The organism is Phocaeicola sp., from assembly GCF_057861905.1.
The window spans coordinates 1-16,960 of record NZ_DBMACV010000007.1 but is presented as its reverse complement, the minus strand read 5'-3'; the positions used below and the strand labels follow the sequence as shown (position 1 = coordinate 16,960).

Sequence of the window (16,960 nt, the reverse complement as noted above, 5' to 3'; positions counted from 1 at the left end):
AAGAAGTCTAATGTATGAAAATGTAACGATGTAACAAATGACCCACTAAATGGTAACGTGTCTTCTTCTGTTCTGACGTATTTTCATTTATTTTTGTCCTCAGATAGACAAAGTATAACTTAAATAAGAAAAATAAGTATGAAAAACACATTTTTAGGGTTGGCTTTTTGTGCAGTATTACCGGTTTTTGCACAACAAAAAGCAACGGTTACGGTTCATCCGCAACAAGGAACACAAATTATCAACAAGGAAATTTGCGGACAGTTTGCCGAACATTTGGGAACTTGTATTTACGGGGGCTTATGGGTAGGGGAGGATTCCTCTATTCCGAACGTAAAGGGGTATCGTACGGATGTACTCGAAGCTCTGAAGAAGTTAAAAGTCCCTGTACTTCGCTGGCCCGGAGGATGCTTTGCCGATGAATATCATTGGATGGACGGTATCGGCCCACGTGAAAAACGTCCAAAGATGGTAAACACTAACTGGGGCGGAACGGTAGAAGATAATAGTTTTGGTACACATGAGTTCCTGAATCTTTGTGAAATGCTGGGATGTGAACCTTATATCAGCGGAAATGTGGGTAGTGGTACTGTAGAGGAACTGGCCAAATGGGTAGAATATATGACAGCCGAGCAAGGTAGTCCGATGGCAAAGTTGCGTAAAGAAAACGGGCGTGAAAAACCTTGGAAGGTAAAGTATATTGGAGTTGGCAATGAAAGCTGGGGATGCGGAGGTAATATGTATCCGGAGTATTATGCAGATGTGTATCGCCGTTATCAGACTTATTGTCGTAATTATGGAGAAAATCGTTTATATAAGATAGCCAGTGGAGCAAGCGATTATGATTATCATTGGACTGAGGTGCTGATGCAGAAGGCAATGTCACAAATGAATGGGCTTTCATTGCACTATTATACGGTTTCGGGATGGTCGGGAAGTAAAGGTTCGGCTACAAACTTTTCGAAGGATGACTATTATTGGACGTTAGGTAAATGTCGTGAAATAGAAGATGTCGTAAAGCGTCATATTGCAATTATGGATAAATATGATCCGCAGAATCGTGTAGGATTGATTGTTGATGAATGGGGAACCTGGTGGGATGAGGAGCCGGGTACAGTACCGGGACATCTGTTTCAGCAAAATACTTTACGGGATGCCTTTGTAGCTTCGCTGACTTTGGATATTTTCCATAAATATACCAATCGTATCAAGATGACAAATATTGCTCAGATTGCTAATGTACTTCAGTCGATGATTCTGACCAAAGATGATAAAATGGTATTAACGCCGACTTATCATGTGTTTGAGATGTATAATGTACACCAAGATGCTACTTATCTGCCGATAGATATGCAGTGTGAACGTAAGATTGTACGTGATGACCGAATTGTGCCGATGGTTAGTGCAACGGCTTCGCGCGACAAGGCAGGAGTAATTCATATCTCTTTGTCGAATGTTGACTTGGAGGAATCGCAGTATATTACTTTATCCTTGGATGGTGTACAGGTTAAATCTGTTTCGGGACGTATTCTGACTTCGAAAAATATTGATGATTGTAACTCGTTTGAACATCCTGATATTGTGACTCCTAAGGATTTTAAAGGAGCTAAGATTACTAAGAATGGTTTGGATGTTGAACTTCCTGCCAAATCGATTGTTGTACTGGAAATAAAATAAGAAGACAGTCGCAATGGTTTGTCTTCTTCGTAGATTAAAAAAAACTCCGTTGTTACATTTATCTGTGAAAAGATAGAGTAACAACGGAGTTTTTTATTTGTCATTCAACGCATTATCTATCAGGGTAATCAAGTTCAGATAGTGGCCTCTGGCTGTACCACTTGTCATACCGGCTGCTCCAGTTGCCAGACGTTTTAGTTCCAGCAGTTGTCCGTGAGCGATAGCCGGGGCTTCGGAATATGCAGGTCGCTTTCCTGATGCATTTTTGCTGGCTGCTTCAGGCTTGTCGAGTAAGCTGATGAGGCTTTCTACGTATGTTTTCTGCATGTTGCGTTTGTAGATATCCGATTGTCCAAGGTTGCTCCAGATTACTTTTTTCAAATCATTGAACATTTGTGCCGAGGTATATGCTTTCTTTCCGTTCAATGTTTCGTTTTCACTCATTTTGTCGAGTGTACTTTTACTGATGAGGCGTGTGAGAATCCCCGACTGCAGTGAACAGATCACATTTACGGGAAGTATCTTTGCCTTTTCTATCAACTGGCGGTTGATGAGCCACTGAGGAGTAGTAAACAACTGTTCGTTGAGGAATGTAACAGCTCGTTTCTGTATATCGGCAGGAACAAATTCGCGCGCTACTTCGTCTGATTGTTCTACCGTAATGGGATTGCTGTAAATTCCTGCGACGTTTTTGGTCACATGTCCTAAATAGCGATTGAACTGAGATACTACCTGACTGTATATTTCTCCGGCACTGGCATATGATTTGTTGGGCTCGTACGACCATTCCAGTATCTGAGGAACAATTCGTTTCAGGTTTTTGATGCCATACATACTGGCCAGCATGGAGTCATCGCCCAGGTCCTCACTTTGGTTGCGGGGATCGTTGGCATCCGATTCTGTACCAAATGTATAACGGATATCTTCTTTCAGTTTCCCAATGATGGATTGATTGGAGAATGCAATTTCATCTTCCGGTTTTTGGAACTGTGGTAACCATCGGTATCCCCATTCTATAGACCATTTGTCATACATTCCTATGCGAGGAAAGATTCCTGCACGTGTAATGCTGTCTTCTGGCTGCGCAACATAGTTGAACCGGGCGTAGTCCATGATAGACGGTGTATGTCCGTTGGCTTCCACCCATGCCTTGTCGCGTAATTTTTCGACCGGTACAGTATGTGAAGAGCCAAAGTTATGTCGGAGTCCCAGTGTATGGCCTACTTCATGAGAAGAAACGAAACGGATGAGCTGTCCCATCAATTCATCGTCGAGCTGCATCTTGCGTGCTGCTTCGTCGATGGTTCCAGCTTGAATCATATACCAGTCGCGTAACAGACTCATGACATTGTGATACCAGTTGATATGTGTTTCCAATATCTCCCCGGAACGCGGGTCGTTGATGTGAGGGCCACTTGCATTCGGTATGTCTGAGGGCTTGTAAACGATGGCCGAATGGCGTGCATCCTCCAGACTCCACGAGGGGTCGTTGGTAGGTGCCTCCTTTGCGTAAATCGCATTTTTGAATCCAGCCTTTTCGAAAGCTGTCTGCCAGTCGTTTACTCCTTGTATCAGATATGGTACCCATTTCTTGGGAGTAGCCGGATCGATATAAATTACGATAGGTTTCTTGGGCTCAACGAGTTCACCACGTAGATAAGCAGCTTCGTCTTTGGGCTCCAAACGCCAGCGTGTAATGAGTTTTTTGTATTCAATGCCTTGCGGGTTGCTGTCGAAATCAGTGTATCCTACTGTAAAATATCCTACTCGCGGGTCGAATAGTCTGCCTTTCATCGGGGTTTCAGGAAGTAAAACCATAGAACTGTTCAGCTCATAAGTCAGAGGAACACGCGGACTTCCAGTCTCTAAGAAACCTACATTGCTTACGCTTTTTTTGCTTTGGTAAGTAACTGTGGTAGAGATTTCAATGTTTTGTGGAAAAGCTTTTAGCGTATCGACGTATGTTCCTTCTCCGGCCATATTAAGTAATCCGATGTATTCTTTACTGTCGGCATCAAAAGAAAATAATGGATTTTCTTTGATTAGAAAAGTACTGATATTGATTACATAGCTACGACTGAGTGAGTCCTTTCTGATAGCTTCAAGATTGAAATTGGCTACAATAGGCTGTATGTTTGAATTAAGTACAGATTGATACATGCCTTCCTTATCTTCGGCTCGTTCACGGTAAGAGTATTCACGTACCAGAAGTCGTTTATTATCCTTGTTCTCAAAACGGATAACCTTGCTACCTAAAATATCTCCCGGGTAACCGACGCGTGATTTCTGTCGAGAGGTTGGAGCTTTGCTGATTCGGTTCACAATCAGAATGTCACGGTTTAATATAGAATCGGGTATTTCGAGGAAGTAAATGTCGTTTACCTTATGCACAGTGAGAAATCCGTGTGAACTTTTTGCCTTTGAAGTGATGACGCTGGCATAAGGTTTCAATCCGTTTGTCGCTCTGTTGACAGGTACGGCTGCTTGTTCTGTTTTTGCTTTTTTCTTTTTCCTCTCAAAGATTTTAGCTTCGGCACTGTTTGTAGCTCCCAACAACAGGCATGCACTCAAAGAGAGAATATACAATTTAGATTTTTTCATTTCTTTTGGTATAATTCTTTTTCAACAATAATACGGAATACTTCTGGATGCAAGAAGTAGCGTATGTCTTTTCCTTCGCTGACAGCTTGCCGGATAAATGTTGAGCTGATTTCCAGACGGGGCGTATCTACGACTTTTACATGAGGCGGAAGTAAGTCTGTCTGTATGTTGTAGCCTGGTCGTGGATATACAATGATAAAATGTTTGCGGATGATTTCTTCGGGTGATTTCCAACGGTCGAATACAGCCCAGTTGTCCGCTCCGATGATAAGTGTAAACTCTCTGTCCGGGTAGGTGTCAGCCAATTTGTTCAGGGTATCGACTGTATAAGAAGGACGTGGCAAGTTGAATTCAAAGTCTGAGGCTTGGAAACGTGGATAGCCGGAAACAGCAGCTTGTACCATTTCCAGCCGTATTTTATCGTCGAGTAACTCCACGTTTTGTTTGAACGGATTTTGGGGAGAAACCAGAAACCAGATTTCATCCAGCCCCCCATATTCACACAAATAGTTTGCCAATGCAAGATGACCGACATGAATCGGATTGAATGTGCCTCCGAATATTCCTGTCTTTACAGGCATTTCTTCCATTTTAGATAGTTTATAACTTGCCAGCCGGCAACGATGAGCATTGCTGCGGCAATAATGTATTCTTTCATGGCAGCGGCAACTACGGCCACAGCCAGAGCGACCAGTCCGATGATAATACTGACAATCATCATGGTACGCAGAAGTTTTTTAGGATCTTTAGCCATAAATTGAAGTATGGATTATTTTTTCAGAAAATCGCTGATGACTTTCAGGGCTTCAGCTTTAGCTGTTTCCAGATCATCGTTTACTATTACAACGTCGAATTTGTTTGCATAACTTAGTTCGAATTCTGCTTTGGCGATTCGACTTTCTATTACTTCGGGAGTATCGGTACCGCGTCCGTTCAATCGTTTGCGCAGTTCTTCGACAGAAGGTGGCTGGATAAATACCGATAATGCACGTTCACCATAGAATTTTTTTATATTGCATCCGCCTACTACGTCTACATCGAATATTACGTTCTGACCGGCTTCCAACTGCTTCTCTACCTGTGCTTTTAGTGTGCCGTAAAAACGGTCGGTATAGACTTCTTCATATTCCAGAAATTCATTGTTGGCAATACGTTGCTTAAACTCTTCTGGAGTAAGAAAAAAATACTCAACTCCGTTCTGTTCTGTTCCTCGAGGCGGGCGGCTGGTTGCCGAAATAGAAAAGGCCAGATTCAGGTTTTGCGTAAGCAGGTAATTGATGATAGTAGATTTGCCTGATCCTGACGGTGCAGAAAAGATTATCAGTTTTCCCATAACTTAGAATGAAAAACACGAAGAGCGAAACAAGAAGGTAAGGGCAATCGGAATCAGATGGCATCCCTTCTTTTTCGCTCTTCAATGCGTTAATATTACATTACATTTAAAACTTGTTCCTTGATTTGTTCCAGTTCGTCTTTCATCTGAACCACGATGTTTTGCATTTCAGCATGATTTGATTTGCTGCCTGTAGTGTTGATTTCACGTCCCATTTCCTGAGCGATGAATCCCAGCTTCTTACCTTGTCCGTGACCTCCTGCCATTGTTTCGCGGAAGTATTTCAAGTGGTTGGCAAGGCGTTGCTTTTCTTCGTTTATATCCAGTTTCTCAATATAGTAAATCAATTCCTGCTCCAGGCGGTTCTTGTCATAGTCTACACTGATTGTTTTTTCTAACGCATCAGTAATTCGTTCACGTATCTTTGTTACACGCTCTTTTTCGTAAGGCTCGATTGATTTCAGCAGGCGTTCTATATTGTCTACTTTTTCGGTAAATTTCTTTTCCAATGCAGCTCCTTCCTGCTTGCGGAAATCTACTAAATGTTGCAAGGCTTCCTCAATTGCCTTGCTGGCAACTGTCCATTCTTCGTCTGACAACTCTTGAATATCTACCCGGGTCAGTACGTCCGGCATGCGAAGCAGAGTCGCAAACCAGTCTTCCGGTACGGGAATGTGACAGTTGTCGGAAATGGCCTTTATTTGATTGTAATAGTTTTCTACCAGTGCAGCATTAATGGGAGTAGCCGTTTCGGCGGCGTCTTTTTCAATCCAGATACAGAAATCTACCTTACCACGTTCCAGTGTCTTGGTAATAAGGTTACGGATTTCCATTTCTTTTTCGCGATACAATGGAGCAATACGTGTCGACAAGTCCATTGCCTTACTATTCAACGATTTTATTTCTACGTTGATCTTCTTATCTCCGAATGTGGCTGTTGCTTTGCCGTATCCGGTCATTGATTGTATCATAATATTCTGTTTTTTATCGTGCAAAGTTAGGAAAAAGCTGTGAATCGGAAAAGTAGAGAGAGGCTTTTTCGTTGATGAGGTAAATTCTTCGGGCAGAGTGATAGGAAAACGTGCCGATGTTTTTGAAAAACGTGCCGACGTTTTCCTGAGAATGTGCCGACGTTTTTTAGTAAAGCTTTTCATCTTTTATTAACGGTTCTAAAAAACACTGGCTTAATGGGAAGTGAGTGCAAATAAAAGTGTATATTTGCAGTCTATATAATAAGAAATTAATTTATGTCGTGCATTTTACATATTGAAACTTCAACGGAAGTATGTTCTGTTTCTGTAAGTCAGGATGGAACTTCTATCTTCTCGAAAGAGGACTTTAAGGGTCCCTCACATGCTGTGGTATTGGGCGTTTTTGTGGATGAGGCTTTGTCGTTTATCGATAATCATGCCATTCCTTTGGATGCTGTAGCTGTTAGTTGCGGACCGGGTTCGTATACAGGATTGAGAATCGGTGTGTCGATGGCAAAAGGTATTTGTTATGGGCGCAATATTCCGTTGATTGGCATCCCTACTCCGGCAGTAATGACTGTTCCGGTATTGCTTTACGAAGATTTGCCGGAAGATGCTTTGTTGTGTCCGATGATTGATGCTCGCCGTATGGAAGTATATGCTGCTATATACGATCGTGCATTGAAGGTTAAACGTGAAATCGGAGCTGATATTATTGATGAAAATTCGTATGCAGAATTCCTGGCAGAGCATCCGGTTTATTTCTTTGGAAACGGAGCGGCTAAGTGCCGTGAGAAAATCACGCATCCTAATGCTCATTTTCTTGAAAATATTCATCCGCTGGCAAAATGGATGTTCCCGCTTGCCGAACGTGCCATGGCCGAAAAGGATTTCAAGGATGTAGCTTACTTTGAACCTTTCTATCTGAAAGAGTTCGTTGCTTCTACTCCCAAGAAACTTTTGTAAAACAGGAAAAACTGCGATAAAATAGATATGGAATATAATACCCAACAACGAAAATTACCTCTTCCCGAATATGGAAGAAGCGTGCAGAACATGGTGGATTACGCACTGACGATTGAAGATCGTGAAGAACGCCAGCGTTGTGCCAATACTATTGTAAATATCATGGGAGGCATGTTTCCTCATTTGCGAGATGTGACCGACTTCAATCATAAGCTGTGGGATCATTTGGCTATTATGGCCGACTTTAAGCTTGATATCGATTATCCGGTGGATATCGTGAAAAAAGAAAGCCTGGAAGTAAAGCCTGATCGTATTCCTTATTCTCAGAACAATATCCGTTATCGTCACTATGGCCGTTTTGTTCAGGATATGATCAAGATTGCTGTCGATTATCCGGAAGGAGAAGAAAGAAATCAGCTGCTGAAACTGATAGCCAATCATATGAAAAAAGATTATCAGAACTGGAATAAGGATGGGGTGGAAGATCAGAAGATTCTGGATGATTTGTGTGAACTGTCGGGAGGAAAGATTAAGCTGTCGGCCGAAGATTTCCGTCTGGTAGAACAGCGCACATTTGCTCCGCGCCGTCGACAGGCAAATAACAATAATCAGCAAAAAAGAAAATATTAATCTTAAATAACCGGTACTATGGCATCATTTGTAATCGAAGGCGGGTATAAACTGCATGGTGAGATTATTCCGCAAGGTGCAAAGAATGAAGTCTTGCAAGTGGTTTGTGCTACATTATTGACTGACGAAGAAGTGACAATCAGTAATATCCCGAATATATTGGATGTGAACAACCTGATTCAGTTACTTCGCGATATGGGTGTAAAAGTGTCTAAAAAAAGTGTAGATACTTATTCTTTTCAGGCAGATGATGTGAATCTTTCCTATCTTGAAAGCGAAGAGTTCCTTACTCGTTGCTCACGTTTGCGTGGCTCGGTCATGCTTGTCGGACCTTTGGTGGCACGTTTTGGACGGGCGATGATTGCTAAACCGGGTGGGGATAAGATTGGTCGTCGCCGACTGGATACGCATTTCCTGGGTATTCAGAAATTGGGAGCATCATTCAATTATGATGCGGCAAAGGGAGTCTTTACGATTACTTCCAGTCAGTTGAAAGGTACATATATGCTGCTTGATGAAGCTTCGGTAACAGGTACTGCAAATATCGTAATGGCAGCTGTGTTGGCTGAAGGAAAAACGACTATTTATAATGCAGCATGCGAACCTTACTTGCAACAATTGTGTAAGATGTTGAATCGCATGGGAGCCAAGATATCGGGTATTGCATCCAATCTGCTGACTATCGAAGGAGTGAAAAGCCTTAAAGGTTGTACACACCATGTATTGCCAGATATGATTGAAGTAGGAAGCTTTATCGGTATGGCGGCCATGACATCCAGCGAGGTTACGATTAAGAACGTATCGTACGAGAACCTGGGTATTATTCCGGATAGTTTCCGCCGTTTAGGAATTCGTCTGGAACAACGAGGTGATGATATTTTTATTCCTCAGCAGGATCATTATGAGATTGAATCATTTATTGATGGTTCGATCATGACAATAGCTGATGCTCCGTGGCCGGGACTGACTCCTGACTTGCTGAGTGTAATGCTTGTGGTCGCTACTCAGGCAAAGGGTAGTGTTTTGATACATCAGAAAATGTTTGAAAGTCGTTTGTTCTTTGTCGATAAACTGATTGATATGGGAGCACAGATTATTCTTTGTGATCCTCATCGTGCTGTTGTTATCGGTCATGATCATAATTTCCGTTTGCGTGGAGGTAATATGACTTCTCCTGATATACGTGCCGGAATAGCTTTGCTGATAGCAGCTTTGAGCGCAGAAGGCATCAGCCGTATTCATAACATTGAACAGATAGACCGGGGATATCAGAATATCGAGCAGCGTCTGACTGCTTTGGGTGCTCGTATTACCCGTATAGAGTAAGTGTATGATTAGAAAAGAAGAAGTATATAAGATAGGAATAATTAATAAGCCTCACGGGATAAAGGGAGAGGTTTCTTTTACCTTTACCGATGATATTTTCGACCGTGTGGATTGTGATTATCTGGTTTTGTTGCTGGATGGAATATTGGTACCGTTCTTTATTGAAGAGTATCGTTTCCGTTCCGACGATGTAGCCTTAATAAAGTTCGAGGGAATTGATACTGCCGAACGCGCACGTATGCTGACGAATGTGGAGGTATATTTCCCGAAGAAATATATGGACGATCAGGAAGAGATTACTTCGTGGAATTTCTTTACAGGATTCCGTGTTGAGGATGTACATCATGGTAATTTGGGAGAAATTGTTGCTGTTGACGATTCTACGATGAATGTTTTGTTTGTGATAGAGAAGGATGGTGAGGAATTGTTACTTCCTGCTCACGAAGAATTTATCGTCGATTTGGATAAAGAACAAAGAATCCTGAAAGTTGACATACCGGAAGGGTTATTAGAATAAGAAAAGGACAATGAGAAAGACAAGAAGAGGACGTAAGGCTTTTTGGCATAATATCAAGTTTAAATATAAACTGACGATTATCAATGAAAATACCTTGGAGGAGGTAGTAGGCATTCATGTGTCTAAGCTGAATGGTCTGTCTGTCTTGTTGTCGGCTTGTACGGTTATTTTCTTGATAGCCGCTGCTATTATCGCATTTACCCCGTTACGAAATTACCTTCCGGGATATATGAACAGTGAGGTTCGTTCTCAGATTGTGACTAATGCATTGCGGGCAGATTCATTACAGGCTGCACTTGAACGTCAGAGCCGGTATGTCATGAATATACAGGATATATTGAGCGGGCAGGTAAAGGCCGATACGGTTCAGTCCATTGATTCGCTGACTAATCTTCGTGCAGAGAAACTGATGGAACGTTCGAAAGAAGAAGATGAATTTCGCAAGCAATATGAAGAGAAGGAAAGATATAATCTGACTGCCGTTACAGATGTGCGTGATGCTGCCGGACTGATATTTTATCGTCCTTTACGTGGAGTTATGTCAGTTGGTTTCAATCCGGAAAAGCGCCACTTTGGTATCGATCTTACTGCGAGCCCCAATGAAAGTATTCTTGCTGCTTTAGACGGTACTGTTATTATGGCTGCTTATACAGCAGAATGGGGTTATGTCATTCAGATACAGCATCCGCAAAACTTCGTTTCTGTGTATAAACACTGCGGTTCTCTGATGAAGCATGAAGGTGAGAAAGTAAAAGGCGGGGAAGTAATTGCGCTGGTCGGAAAGTCGGCTGAAGATGGTGACCAGCCTCATTTACATTTTGAATTATGGCATAAAGGAAATCCGACTAATCCTGAAAAATACGTTGTATTTTGATATATGAAAAAACAAATCGCAATATTAGGTTCTACGGGCTCTATCGGGACACAGGCATTACAAGTCATAGAAGAGCATCCCGATTTATATGAAGCTTATGCATTGACTGCTAATAATAAAGTGGATTTACTGATTGAGCAGGCACGGAAGTTTCATCCTGAAGCTGTCGTGATAGCCAATGAAGATAAATATTTGCAACTTAAGGAGGCTTTATCTGATCTGCCTATAAAGGTTTATGCTGGTTCGGAAGCCATTTGTCAGGTTGTTGAGTCGCAGCCCATCGACATTGTACTGACTGCAATGATGGGATATGCCGGATTACGCCCGACTATGAGTGCTATTCGTGCAGGTAAGATTATAGCGCTTGCCAATAAAGAAACGATGGTTGTTGCCGGTGAGCTGATAAATGCTTTGGCCAATGAATATCATACGCCTATCTTGCCTGTCGATTCAGAACATTCAGCTATCTTCCAGTGTTTGGAAATGAATAATCCTTTGGAAAAGGTGATTCTTACAGCATCGGGTGGCCCTTTCCGTACGTTTACAATGGATCAGTTGCAATATGTTACGAAGGAGCAAGCGTTGAAGCATCCCAATTGGAGTATGGGAGCTAAGATAACAATTGATTCGGCTTCAATGATGAATAAAGGTTTCGAAGTAATCGAAGCTAAATGGTTGTTTGGTGTGCGTCCAGATCAAATAGAAGTGGTAGTTCACCCCCAATCGGTCATTCATTCGATGGTGGAATTTGAAGACGGTGCCGTGAAAGCACAGTTGGGAGTACCCGATATGCGTTTGCCTATCCAGTACGCCTTTTCATATCCTCAACGTGTCCGTTCTTCTTTCGACCGTCTGGATTTCTTGAAATGTAACAGCCTGACTTTCGAGGCTCCTGATACAAAACGCTTCCGGAATCTGGCTTTGGCTTATGAAGCTTTACATCAGGGGGGTAACATGCCGTGTATAGTCAATGCAGCTAATGAAGTCGTTGTAGCGTCTTTCCTGAAAGATCAGATTTCTTTTCTTGGAATGAGTGATGTAATAGAAAAGGCAATGCAACGTGTACCTTTCATTGCAACCCCTACTTATGAAGATTATGTTTCGACCGACGCGGAGACACGTCGTATTGCGGCTGAAATGGTTATAAATGGAATGAAGTAACAGAGTGTATTAATATAAATAAAATAGAAAACAAACTTTAGATGGAAACATTTTTAATTCGTGCTCTTCAACTTATTCTCAGTTTGTCACTGCTGGTGATTATTCATGAAGGAGGACACTTTTTCTTTGCACGCCTTTTCAAGATACGAGTAGAGAAGTTTTATATTTTTTTCGATCCCTGGTTCTCACTGTTTAAGTTTAAACCGAAAAACAGTGATACGGAATATGGAGTGGGCTGGTTACCATTGGGTGGATATTGCAAAATATCGGGTATGATTGATGAGTCAATGGATACCGAACAAATGAAACAGCCAGCACAACCGTGGGAGTTTCGTTCCAAGCCGGCATGGCAACGATTGTTGGTTATGGTAGGAGGAGTATTAATGAACTTTTTGTTGGCGCTGTTTATCTATTCGATGATTCTTTATACATGGGGAGATTCTTACGTAGCTCTGAAGGATATGACCTATGGTATGAAATTCAATGAAACAGCTCAGCAAATAGGATTTCGGGATGGAGATATTCTGAAGAGTGCAGACGGAAAAGAGTTGGTGCGTTTCGATATGGACATGCTTCGTAACATAGTAGAAGCACGTGAGGTAACAGTACTTCGAAATGGAGAGGAAAAGAAAATTCTGATGCCGGAATTGAGCTTACTTGATGTAGCGAAAGAGAATCCGATGTTTGTTGCTACTTTCCGACCGAATGTAATTGATTCTGTATTGCCAGGTGGAGGATTTGCTAAGGTAGGTATTCAGAAAGGTGACTCACTGATTGCTTTCAACGGTACGCCGTTGAATTCCTGGAATGAATTTCTGGATGAAATGAGTAAGCTTCGCGCCAAGGCTGAATTGGAGAAGAAAACATCGGCCCAGTTCTCATTGGTATATTCTCGTCAGGGAGTAAGAGATACAGTTACGGTTCAGACGAATGAACAGTTTATGGTCGATGCTATTGGAGGCTTGGTAAATTACAAGGAAACCAATTTAAGCTATGGATTCTTTGAATCGTTCCCTGCTGGAGTAACTTTGGGAATAAATACGTTGAAAGGGTATGTAAATGACATGAAATACGTATTTACCAAGGAAGGTGCCAAGAGTGTTGGTGGTTTTGGAACGATTGGAAGTATTTTCCCGAAGGTCTGGGACTGGCAGCGTTTCTGGGAAATGACGGCATTCCTTTCCATTATCTTGGCCTTTATGAACATATTGCCGATTCCGGCTCTCGATGGTGGTCATGTATTATTCTTGTTATACGAGATTATAGCCCGTCGTAAGCCGAGTGACAAGTTCCTGGAGTATGCTCAGATGGTGGGAATGTTCCTTCTTTTTGCTTTGTTGATTTGGGCGAACTTCAATGATGTTCTAAGATTTTTATTCTAATTTATCAATAAGTAAAGGCACTGATTATTCTGTCCTTCGTTGAAGAGCGGGTATAGTCAGTGCCTTTCTATATTAAAGAGCTATGAAAAAATCAATTCTTACTGTTTTGTTTTTAGGGGGAATGTGCTTGTTTGCAATGGCACAGCCTGCGCAGGATAGATTACCTGAGTATCTTCAGGCTGAGAAATTTACTCAGAGTAAGTTGAATACGATGCTTTTTCCTACAACGGTTGATCCGCATTGGTTTCAGAAAGGTAATAATTTCTGGTTCGAATATAAAACCAGTGAAGGAACATTTTGGTATGTAGTTGATCCGGCGGCTAAAACAAAAAAACTGTTGTTCGATCGTGACGAACTGGCTTCTCAGTTGACTGAGATTGTACACGATCCGTTCGAAGCCCGTCATTTACCTATTCGTAATCTGAAGGCGAAGGAAGACGGACGGACATTTACGTTTGAGGTGGAGTCTTCTCAAGAGGCTAAACCGAAGAAAGGAGAGAAGAAAAAAGCAGAAAAGGTTGTCTTTTATTTTTCATATGACTATCCGACACGTAAACTTACTCAGCTGACTGAAGATGCTAAAGAACCGAAAAAACTGGAGTGGGCTTCTGTTTCTCCCGACAGGAAAACAGTCGTTTATGCGAAAGACTGTAATTTGTATCGGATGAGTATGGAAGATTATCGGAAAGCTCAGAAGAATGAAAAAGATAGTACGATAGTCGAAATGCAATTGACGAAGGAGGGTACCGAACATTTTGGCTACGGCATTCCGTATACTACTCTGAATACAGATACGCTGTGCAATGGAAAGCGTCGCAGGGTATGGGGATACTGGTCACCCGACTCGAAATATTTTGTGACTATTGTGTCTGATGATCGTAAGGTAAAAGATCTTTGGGTTATCAATTCGGTTGCTCAGCCTCGTCCTACACTTGAAACTTACCGTTACCAGATGCCGGGAGAAATGGAGGCTCCCGAGGAACATTTGTATTTGTTCGATATGGTAAACAATACACGTAAGGAAATTAAAGTGGCCGCCTGGAAGAACCAAAGTTTAGGATTGGAGTCATGTCCTTACGAGCAGAAACAACGTGATGCGGAGTTCATTTCTCCTGTATGGCAAGGTGATAATACTCGTTTCTTCCTGACTCGAAGCAGTCGTGACTTACATCGTATTGATGTCTGTACCTATACTATTGGACAAGATTCTATCGTTCCTGTTGTAAAAGAACGCATGAATACGTATCAGGAAACTCGTCCGATCTACGTGTTTGGTGGAGGTAAAGAATTTATCCAATGGAGTGAACGTGACGGCTGGGCACACCTTTATTTATATGACGACCGCGGTAATCTGAAGAACCGTATAACCAAAGGTTCATGGCATGTTGAACGTGTCGTAAAGGTAGATGAGTCTACTCGCACGATTTATTTTATCGCCAATGGCCGTGAGGAAGGAGAGAATCCTTATTATGAACATTTGTATAAGGTGAACGCCGATGGCAGTGGATTGAAGTTGCTGACCAAGGGTAATTTCTTCCATGAGGTAGAAGTTGATGATGAGGCCCGTTTCATTGTCGATAATTATTCACGGGTAAATACCATCCCGTGTGCAGACTTGATTGACCGCAATGGGAATAAGGTTATGACCATTCAGGAAAGTGATTTCTCACAGTTGAAAGCTGCTGGTTATCAGTTCCCGGAACTCTTTACCGTAAAGGCTGCCGATGGAGTGACAGACCTGTATGGAGTGATGTATAAACCTTATAATTTCGATTCAACGAAAGTTTATCCTATCATCGATTATGTATATCCCGGTCCTCAGGTAGAAGCTGTTTATTATCCGTTTACCCGTATGAGTGTACGTACCGACCGTTTGGCGCAGGCTGGTTTCATTGTTATTTCCGTAGGACAGCGAGGCGGTCATCCCAGTCGTTCGAAATGGTATCACAACTACGGATATGGAAATATGCGCGATTATCCACTTGCCGATCATAAAGCTGCCGTGGAGCAATTGGCAGCGCGCTATAAGTTTATCGATATAGACAAGGTTGGTATTCATGGACATTCGGGTGGAGGATTTATGTCGACAGCAGCTATCTGCCAGTATCCCGATTTCTATAAGGCTGCCGTATCGTGTGCCGGAAATCATGATAACCGGATTTATAACCGCTGGTGGAGTGAAACGCATCATGGTGTGAAAGAAGAAGTTTCGGAGAAAGGCGATACAACTTTTGCTTATAAGATTGCAACGAATCCTGAAATCGTGAAACAATTGAAAGGGCATTTGATGCTGGTACATGGAGATATAGACAATAATGTGCATCCGGCCAATACCATCCGTGTAGTTGATGCCTTGATCCGTGCCAACAAGCGCTTTGAAATGTTGATATTACCGGGACAGCGTCACGGGTTTGGAGATATGAATGAGTATTTCTACTGGCGTCTGGTTGATTTCTTTTCAGAACATTTAAAAGGGAAATGTGAAACATCAGTCGATATTCCACAGCGATAGGTTGTAATTCAAGTAAGCAGTACAAATATGAATGTCAAGATAGAAGAAAGTTGGCGCTGGCGTTTGCAGGAAGAGTTCGATAAGCCTTACTTCAAGCAGCTGACAGATTTTGTACGTTATGAGTATGCGCATGAACATGTCTTACCTCAAGGTTCACAAATCTTTCATATTTTCAACGCATGTCCGTTTGAGAAGGTCAAGGTGGTTATCTTGGGGCAGGACCCTTATCCCACTCCGGGACAGTATTATGGCGTTTGTTTTTCTGTACCCGAAGGTACGGCCATTCCGGCATCTTTGATGAATATCTTCAAGGAGATTCATCAAGATTTAGGTAAGCCTATTCCTTCATCCGGTAATTTAGACAGGTGGGTGGAGCAGGGAGTCTTTTCGATGAATTCCGTACTTACGGTCAGAGCTTATCAGACCGGTTCTCACCGAAACAGAGGATGGGAAACATTTACCGACGCTGTTATCAAGAAACTGAGCGACGAGCGCGAGAACCTGGTCTTTATGCTGTGGGGAAGTTATGCAAAGGCAAAAGCTTCCCTTATCGATGCAACCAAGCATTGTATTCTGACAACGGTCCATCCTTCTCCGAGGTCTGCCGATTATGGTTTCTTTGGTTGCAAGCACTTTAGTAAAGCAAATGAATACTTGCGGAGTAAAGGTTTAAAAGAAATAGACTGGTGAGGAAAGCCGGTTACTTATAAACGAAGAGTATGGCAGCATTAAAATGACGATTTCCCCCAATAAACGATTGTAACTACAAGATTAAAAAGAGTCGTATCAAGCTCATTTGAGTAATGAAGTGCCCCCAAAAAGATGGACGGGTTAAATATTATCCGTTTAGAGAAAGAGTTCGGTATTGCACCGGGCTCTTTCCTTTTGTGTCTAAGAATGTTTTTGATTAAAGACCTGAGTTCGGGATAAGTTTAGAATAAGGCCAGTTGTTTTGAGTCCTCAATATAGTATCCTTGCAATGCATCCGGTTTGTTTTCAAAGAAACAATA

15 protein-coding genes are annotated in these 16,960 nt (G+C 42.1%); 10 read left to right on the top strand and 5 right to left on the bottom strand.

The window, feature by feature from the left end; translation table 11 throughout:
* The first annotated feature begins 138 nt into the window (after window positions 1–138).
* On the top strand, window positions 139–1,677 hold the full coding sequence (locus tag ACZM60_RS02320; protein ID WP_489520698.1) for an alpha-N-arabinofuranosidase: 1,539 nt from the start codon (window positions 139–141) through the stop codon (window positions 1,675–1,677).
* A gap of 93 nt (window positions 1,678–1,770) precedes the next feature.
* Here ACZM60_RS02320 and ACZM60_RS02315 read toward each other — a convergent pair whose 3' ends face one another.
* From ACZM60_RS02315 to ACZM60_RS02295, 5 genes are all read right to left on the bottom strand, one after another.
* Window positions 1,771–4,278 carry a zinc-dependent metalloprotease gene (locus ACZM60_RS02315; RefSeq protein ID WP_489520697.1) on the bottom strand — a complete coding sequence of 836 codons (2,508 nt, stop codon included), beginning with the start codon at window positions 4,276–4,278 and terminating at the stop codon, window positions 1,771–1,773.
* The gene (nadD, locus tag ACZM60_RS02310) at window positions 4,275–4,868 is read right to left on the bottom strand and encodes a nicotinate (nicotinamide) nucleotide adenylyltransferase (RefSeq protein WP_489520696.1); all 594 of its coding nucleotides are present in this window, start codon (window positions 4,866–4,868) and stop codon (window positions 4,275–4,277) included. The genes ACZM60_RS02315 and nadD overlap by 4 nt, the downstream gene beginning before the upstream one ends.
* On the bottom strand, window positions 4,850–5,032 hold the full coding sequence (locus ACZM60_RS02305) for a hypothetical protein (protein WP_021970001.1): 183 nt from the start codon (window positions 5,030–5,032) through the stop codon (window positions 4,850–4,852). The genes nadD and ACZM60_RS02305 overlap by 19 nt, the downstream gene beginning before the upstream one ends.
* 15 nt (window positions 5,033–5,047) lie before the next feature.
* Complete coding sequence (gmk, locus tag ACZM60_RS02300) at window positions 5,048–5,611, bottom strand: guanylate kinase (RefSeq protein WP_340319373.1); 564 nt, start codon at window positions 5,609–5,611, stop codon at window positions 5,048–5,050.
* A 95-nt stretch (window positions 5,612–5,706) separates the two neighbouring features.
* Window positions 5,707–6,582: a YicC/YloC family endoribonuclease gene (locus ACZM60_RS02295; RefSeq protein ID WP_021970003.1), complete on the bottom strand. Its 876-nt coding sequence runs from the start codon at window positions 6,580–6,582 to the stop codon at window positions 5,707–5,709.
* Between the two features lie 276 nt (window positions 6,583–6,858).
* Here ACZM60_RS02295 and tsaB point away from each other — a divergent pair, with 276 nt between their 5' ends.
* From tsaB to ung, 9 genes are all read left to right on the top strand, one after another.
* Window positions 6,859–7,548 carry a tRNA (adenosine(37)-N6)-threonylcarbamoyltransferase complex dimerization subunit type 1 TsaB gene (tsaB, locus tag ACZM60_RS02290; protein ID WP_021970004.1) on the top strand — a complete coding sequence of 230 codons (690 nt, stop codon included), beginning with the start codon at window positions 6,859–6,861 and terminating at the stop codon, window positions 7,546–7,548.
* A 27-nt stretch (window positions 7,549–7,575) separates the two neighbouring features.
* Window positions 7,576–8,178, top strand: coding sequence for a DUF4290 domain-containing protein (locus ACZM60_RS02285; protein ID WP_489520695.1), 603 nt, complete (start codon window positions 7,576–7,578; stop codon window positions 8,176–8,178).
* Between the two features lie 18 nt (window positions 8,179–8,196).
* Window positions 8,197–9,504, top strand: a complete 1,308-nt coding sequence (gene murA, locus ACZM60_RS02280) for a UDP-N-acetylglucosamine 1-carboxyvinyltransferase (RefSeq protein ID WP_489520694.1) — start codon at window positions 8,197–8,199, stop codon at window positions 9,502–9,504.
* Between the two features lie 4 nt (window positions 9,505–9,508).
* A complete protein-coding gene (gene rimM, locus ACZM60_RS02275; RefSeq protein WP_021970007.1) occupies window positions 9,509–10,021 on the top strand; it encodes a ribosome maturation factor RimM in 513 nt (170 codons plus the stop codon).
* 10 nt (window positions 10,022–10,031) lie between these two features.
* Entirely contained in the window at window positions 10,032–10,895 is an 864-nt protein-coding gene (locus tag ACZM60_RS02270; protein WP_489520693.1) for a M23 family metallopeptidase, read from the top strand.
* A gap of 3 nt (window positions 10,896–10,898) precedes the next feature.
* Window positions 10,899–12,056 (top strand): 1-deoxy-D-xylulose-5-phosphate reductoisomerase, encoded by a 1,158-nt coding sequence (gene dxr, locus ACZM60_RS02265; RefSeq protein WP_021970009.1) that lies wholly within the window; start codon window positions 10,899–10,901, stop codon window positions 12,054–12,056.
* 41 nt (window positions 12,057–12,097) lie between these two features.
* Entirely contained in the window at window positions 12,098–13,438 is a 1,341-nt protein-coding gene (rseP, locus tag ACZM60_RS02260; RefSeq protein ID WP_489520692.1) for an RIP metalloprotease RseP, read from the top strand.
* A gap of 121 nt (window positions 13,439–13,559) precedes the next feature.
* Complete coding sequence (locus ACZM60_RS02255; RefSeq protein ID WP_489520724.1) at window positions 13,560–15,950, top strand: S9 family peptidase; 2,391 nt, start codon at window positions 13,560–13,562, stop codon at window positions 15,948–15,950.
* A 27-nt stretch (window positions 15,951–15,977) separates the two neighbouring features.
* Window positions 15,978–16,640, top strand: coding sequence for a uracil-DNA glycosylase (gene ung / locus ACZM60_RS02250; protein ID WP_340319377.1), 663 nt, complete (start codon window positions 15,978–15,980; stop codon window positions 16,638–16,640).
* The last annotated feature ends 320 nt before the right edge of the window (window positions 16,641–16,960 follow it).

Bases quoted from the DNA above. Each gene is read 5' to 3' on its own strand.
- dxr (WP_021970009.1), top strand. From the start codon at position 10,899: ATGAAAAAACAAATCGCAATATTAGGTTCTACGGGCTCTATCGGGACA.
- ACZM60_RS02285 (WP_489520695.1), top strand. From the start codon at position 7,576: ATGGAATATAATACCCAACAACGAAAATTACCTCTTCCCGAATATGGA.
- gmk (WP_340319373.1), bottom strand. From the start codon at position 5,611: ATGGGAAAACTGATAATCTTTTCTGCACCGTCAGGATCAGGCAAATCT.
- ACZM60_RS02320 (WP_489520698.1), top strand. From the start codon at position 139: ATGAAAAACACATTTTTAGGGTTGGCTTTTTGTGCAGTATTACCGGTT.
- ACZM60_RS02295 (WP_021970003.1), bottom strand. From the start codon at position 6,582: ATGATACAATCAATGACCGGATACGGCAAAGCAACAGCCACATTCGGA.
- tsaB (WP_021970004.1), top strand. From the start codon at position 6,859: ATGTCGTGCATTTTACATATTGAAACTTCAACGGAAGTATGTTCTGTT.
- ACZM60_RS02315 (WP_489520697.1), bottom strand. From the start codon at position 4,278: ATGAAAAAATCTAAATTGTATATTCTCTCTTTGAGTGCATGCCTGTTG.
- rseP (WP_489520692.1), top strand. From the start codon at position 12,098: ATGGAAACATTTTTAATTCGTGCTCTTCAACTTATTCTCAGTTTGTCA.
- ACZM60_RS02270 (WP_489520693.1), top strand. From the start codon at position 10,032: ATGAGAAAGACAAGAAGAGGACGTAAGGCTTTTTGGCATAATATCAAG.
- ung (WP_340319377.1), top strand. From the start codon at position 15,978: ATGAATGTCAAGATAGAAGAAAGTTGGCGCTGGCGTTTGCAGGAAGAG.
- nadD (WP_489520696.1), bottom strand. From the start codon at position 4,868: ATGGAAGAAATGCCTGTAAAGACAGGAATATTCGGAGGCACATTCAAT.
- ACZM60_RS02255 (WP_489520724.1), top strand. From the start codon at position 13,560: ATGTGCTTGTTTGCAATGGCACAGCCTGCGCAGGATAGATTACCTGAG.
- murA (WP_489520694.1), top strand. From the start codon at position 8,197: ATGGCATCATTTGTAATCGAAGGCGGGTATAAACTGCATGGTGAGATT.
- ACZM60_RS02305 (WP_021970001.1), bottom strand. From the start codon at position 5,032: ATGGCTAAAGATCCTAAAAAACTTCTGCGTACCATGATGATTGTCAGT.
- rimM (WP_021970007.1), top strand. From the start codon at position 9,509: ATGATTAGAAAAGAAGAAGTATATAAGATAGGAATAATTAATAAGCCT.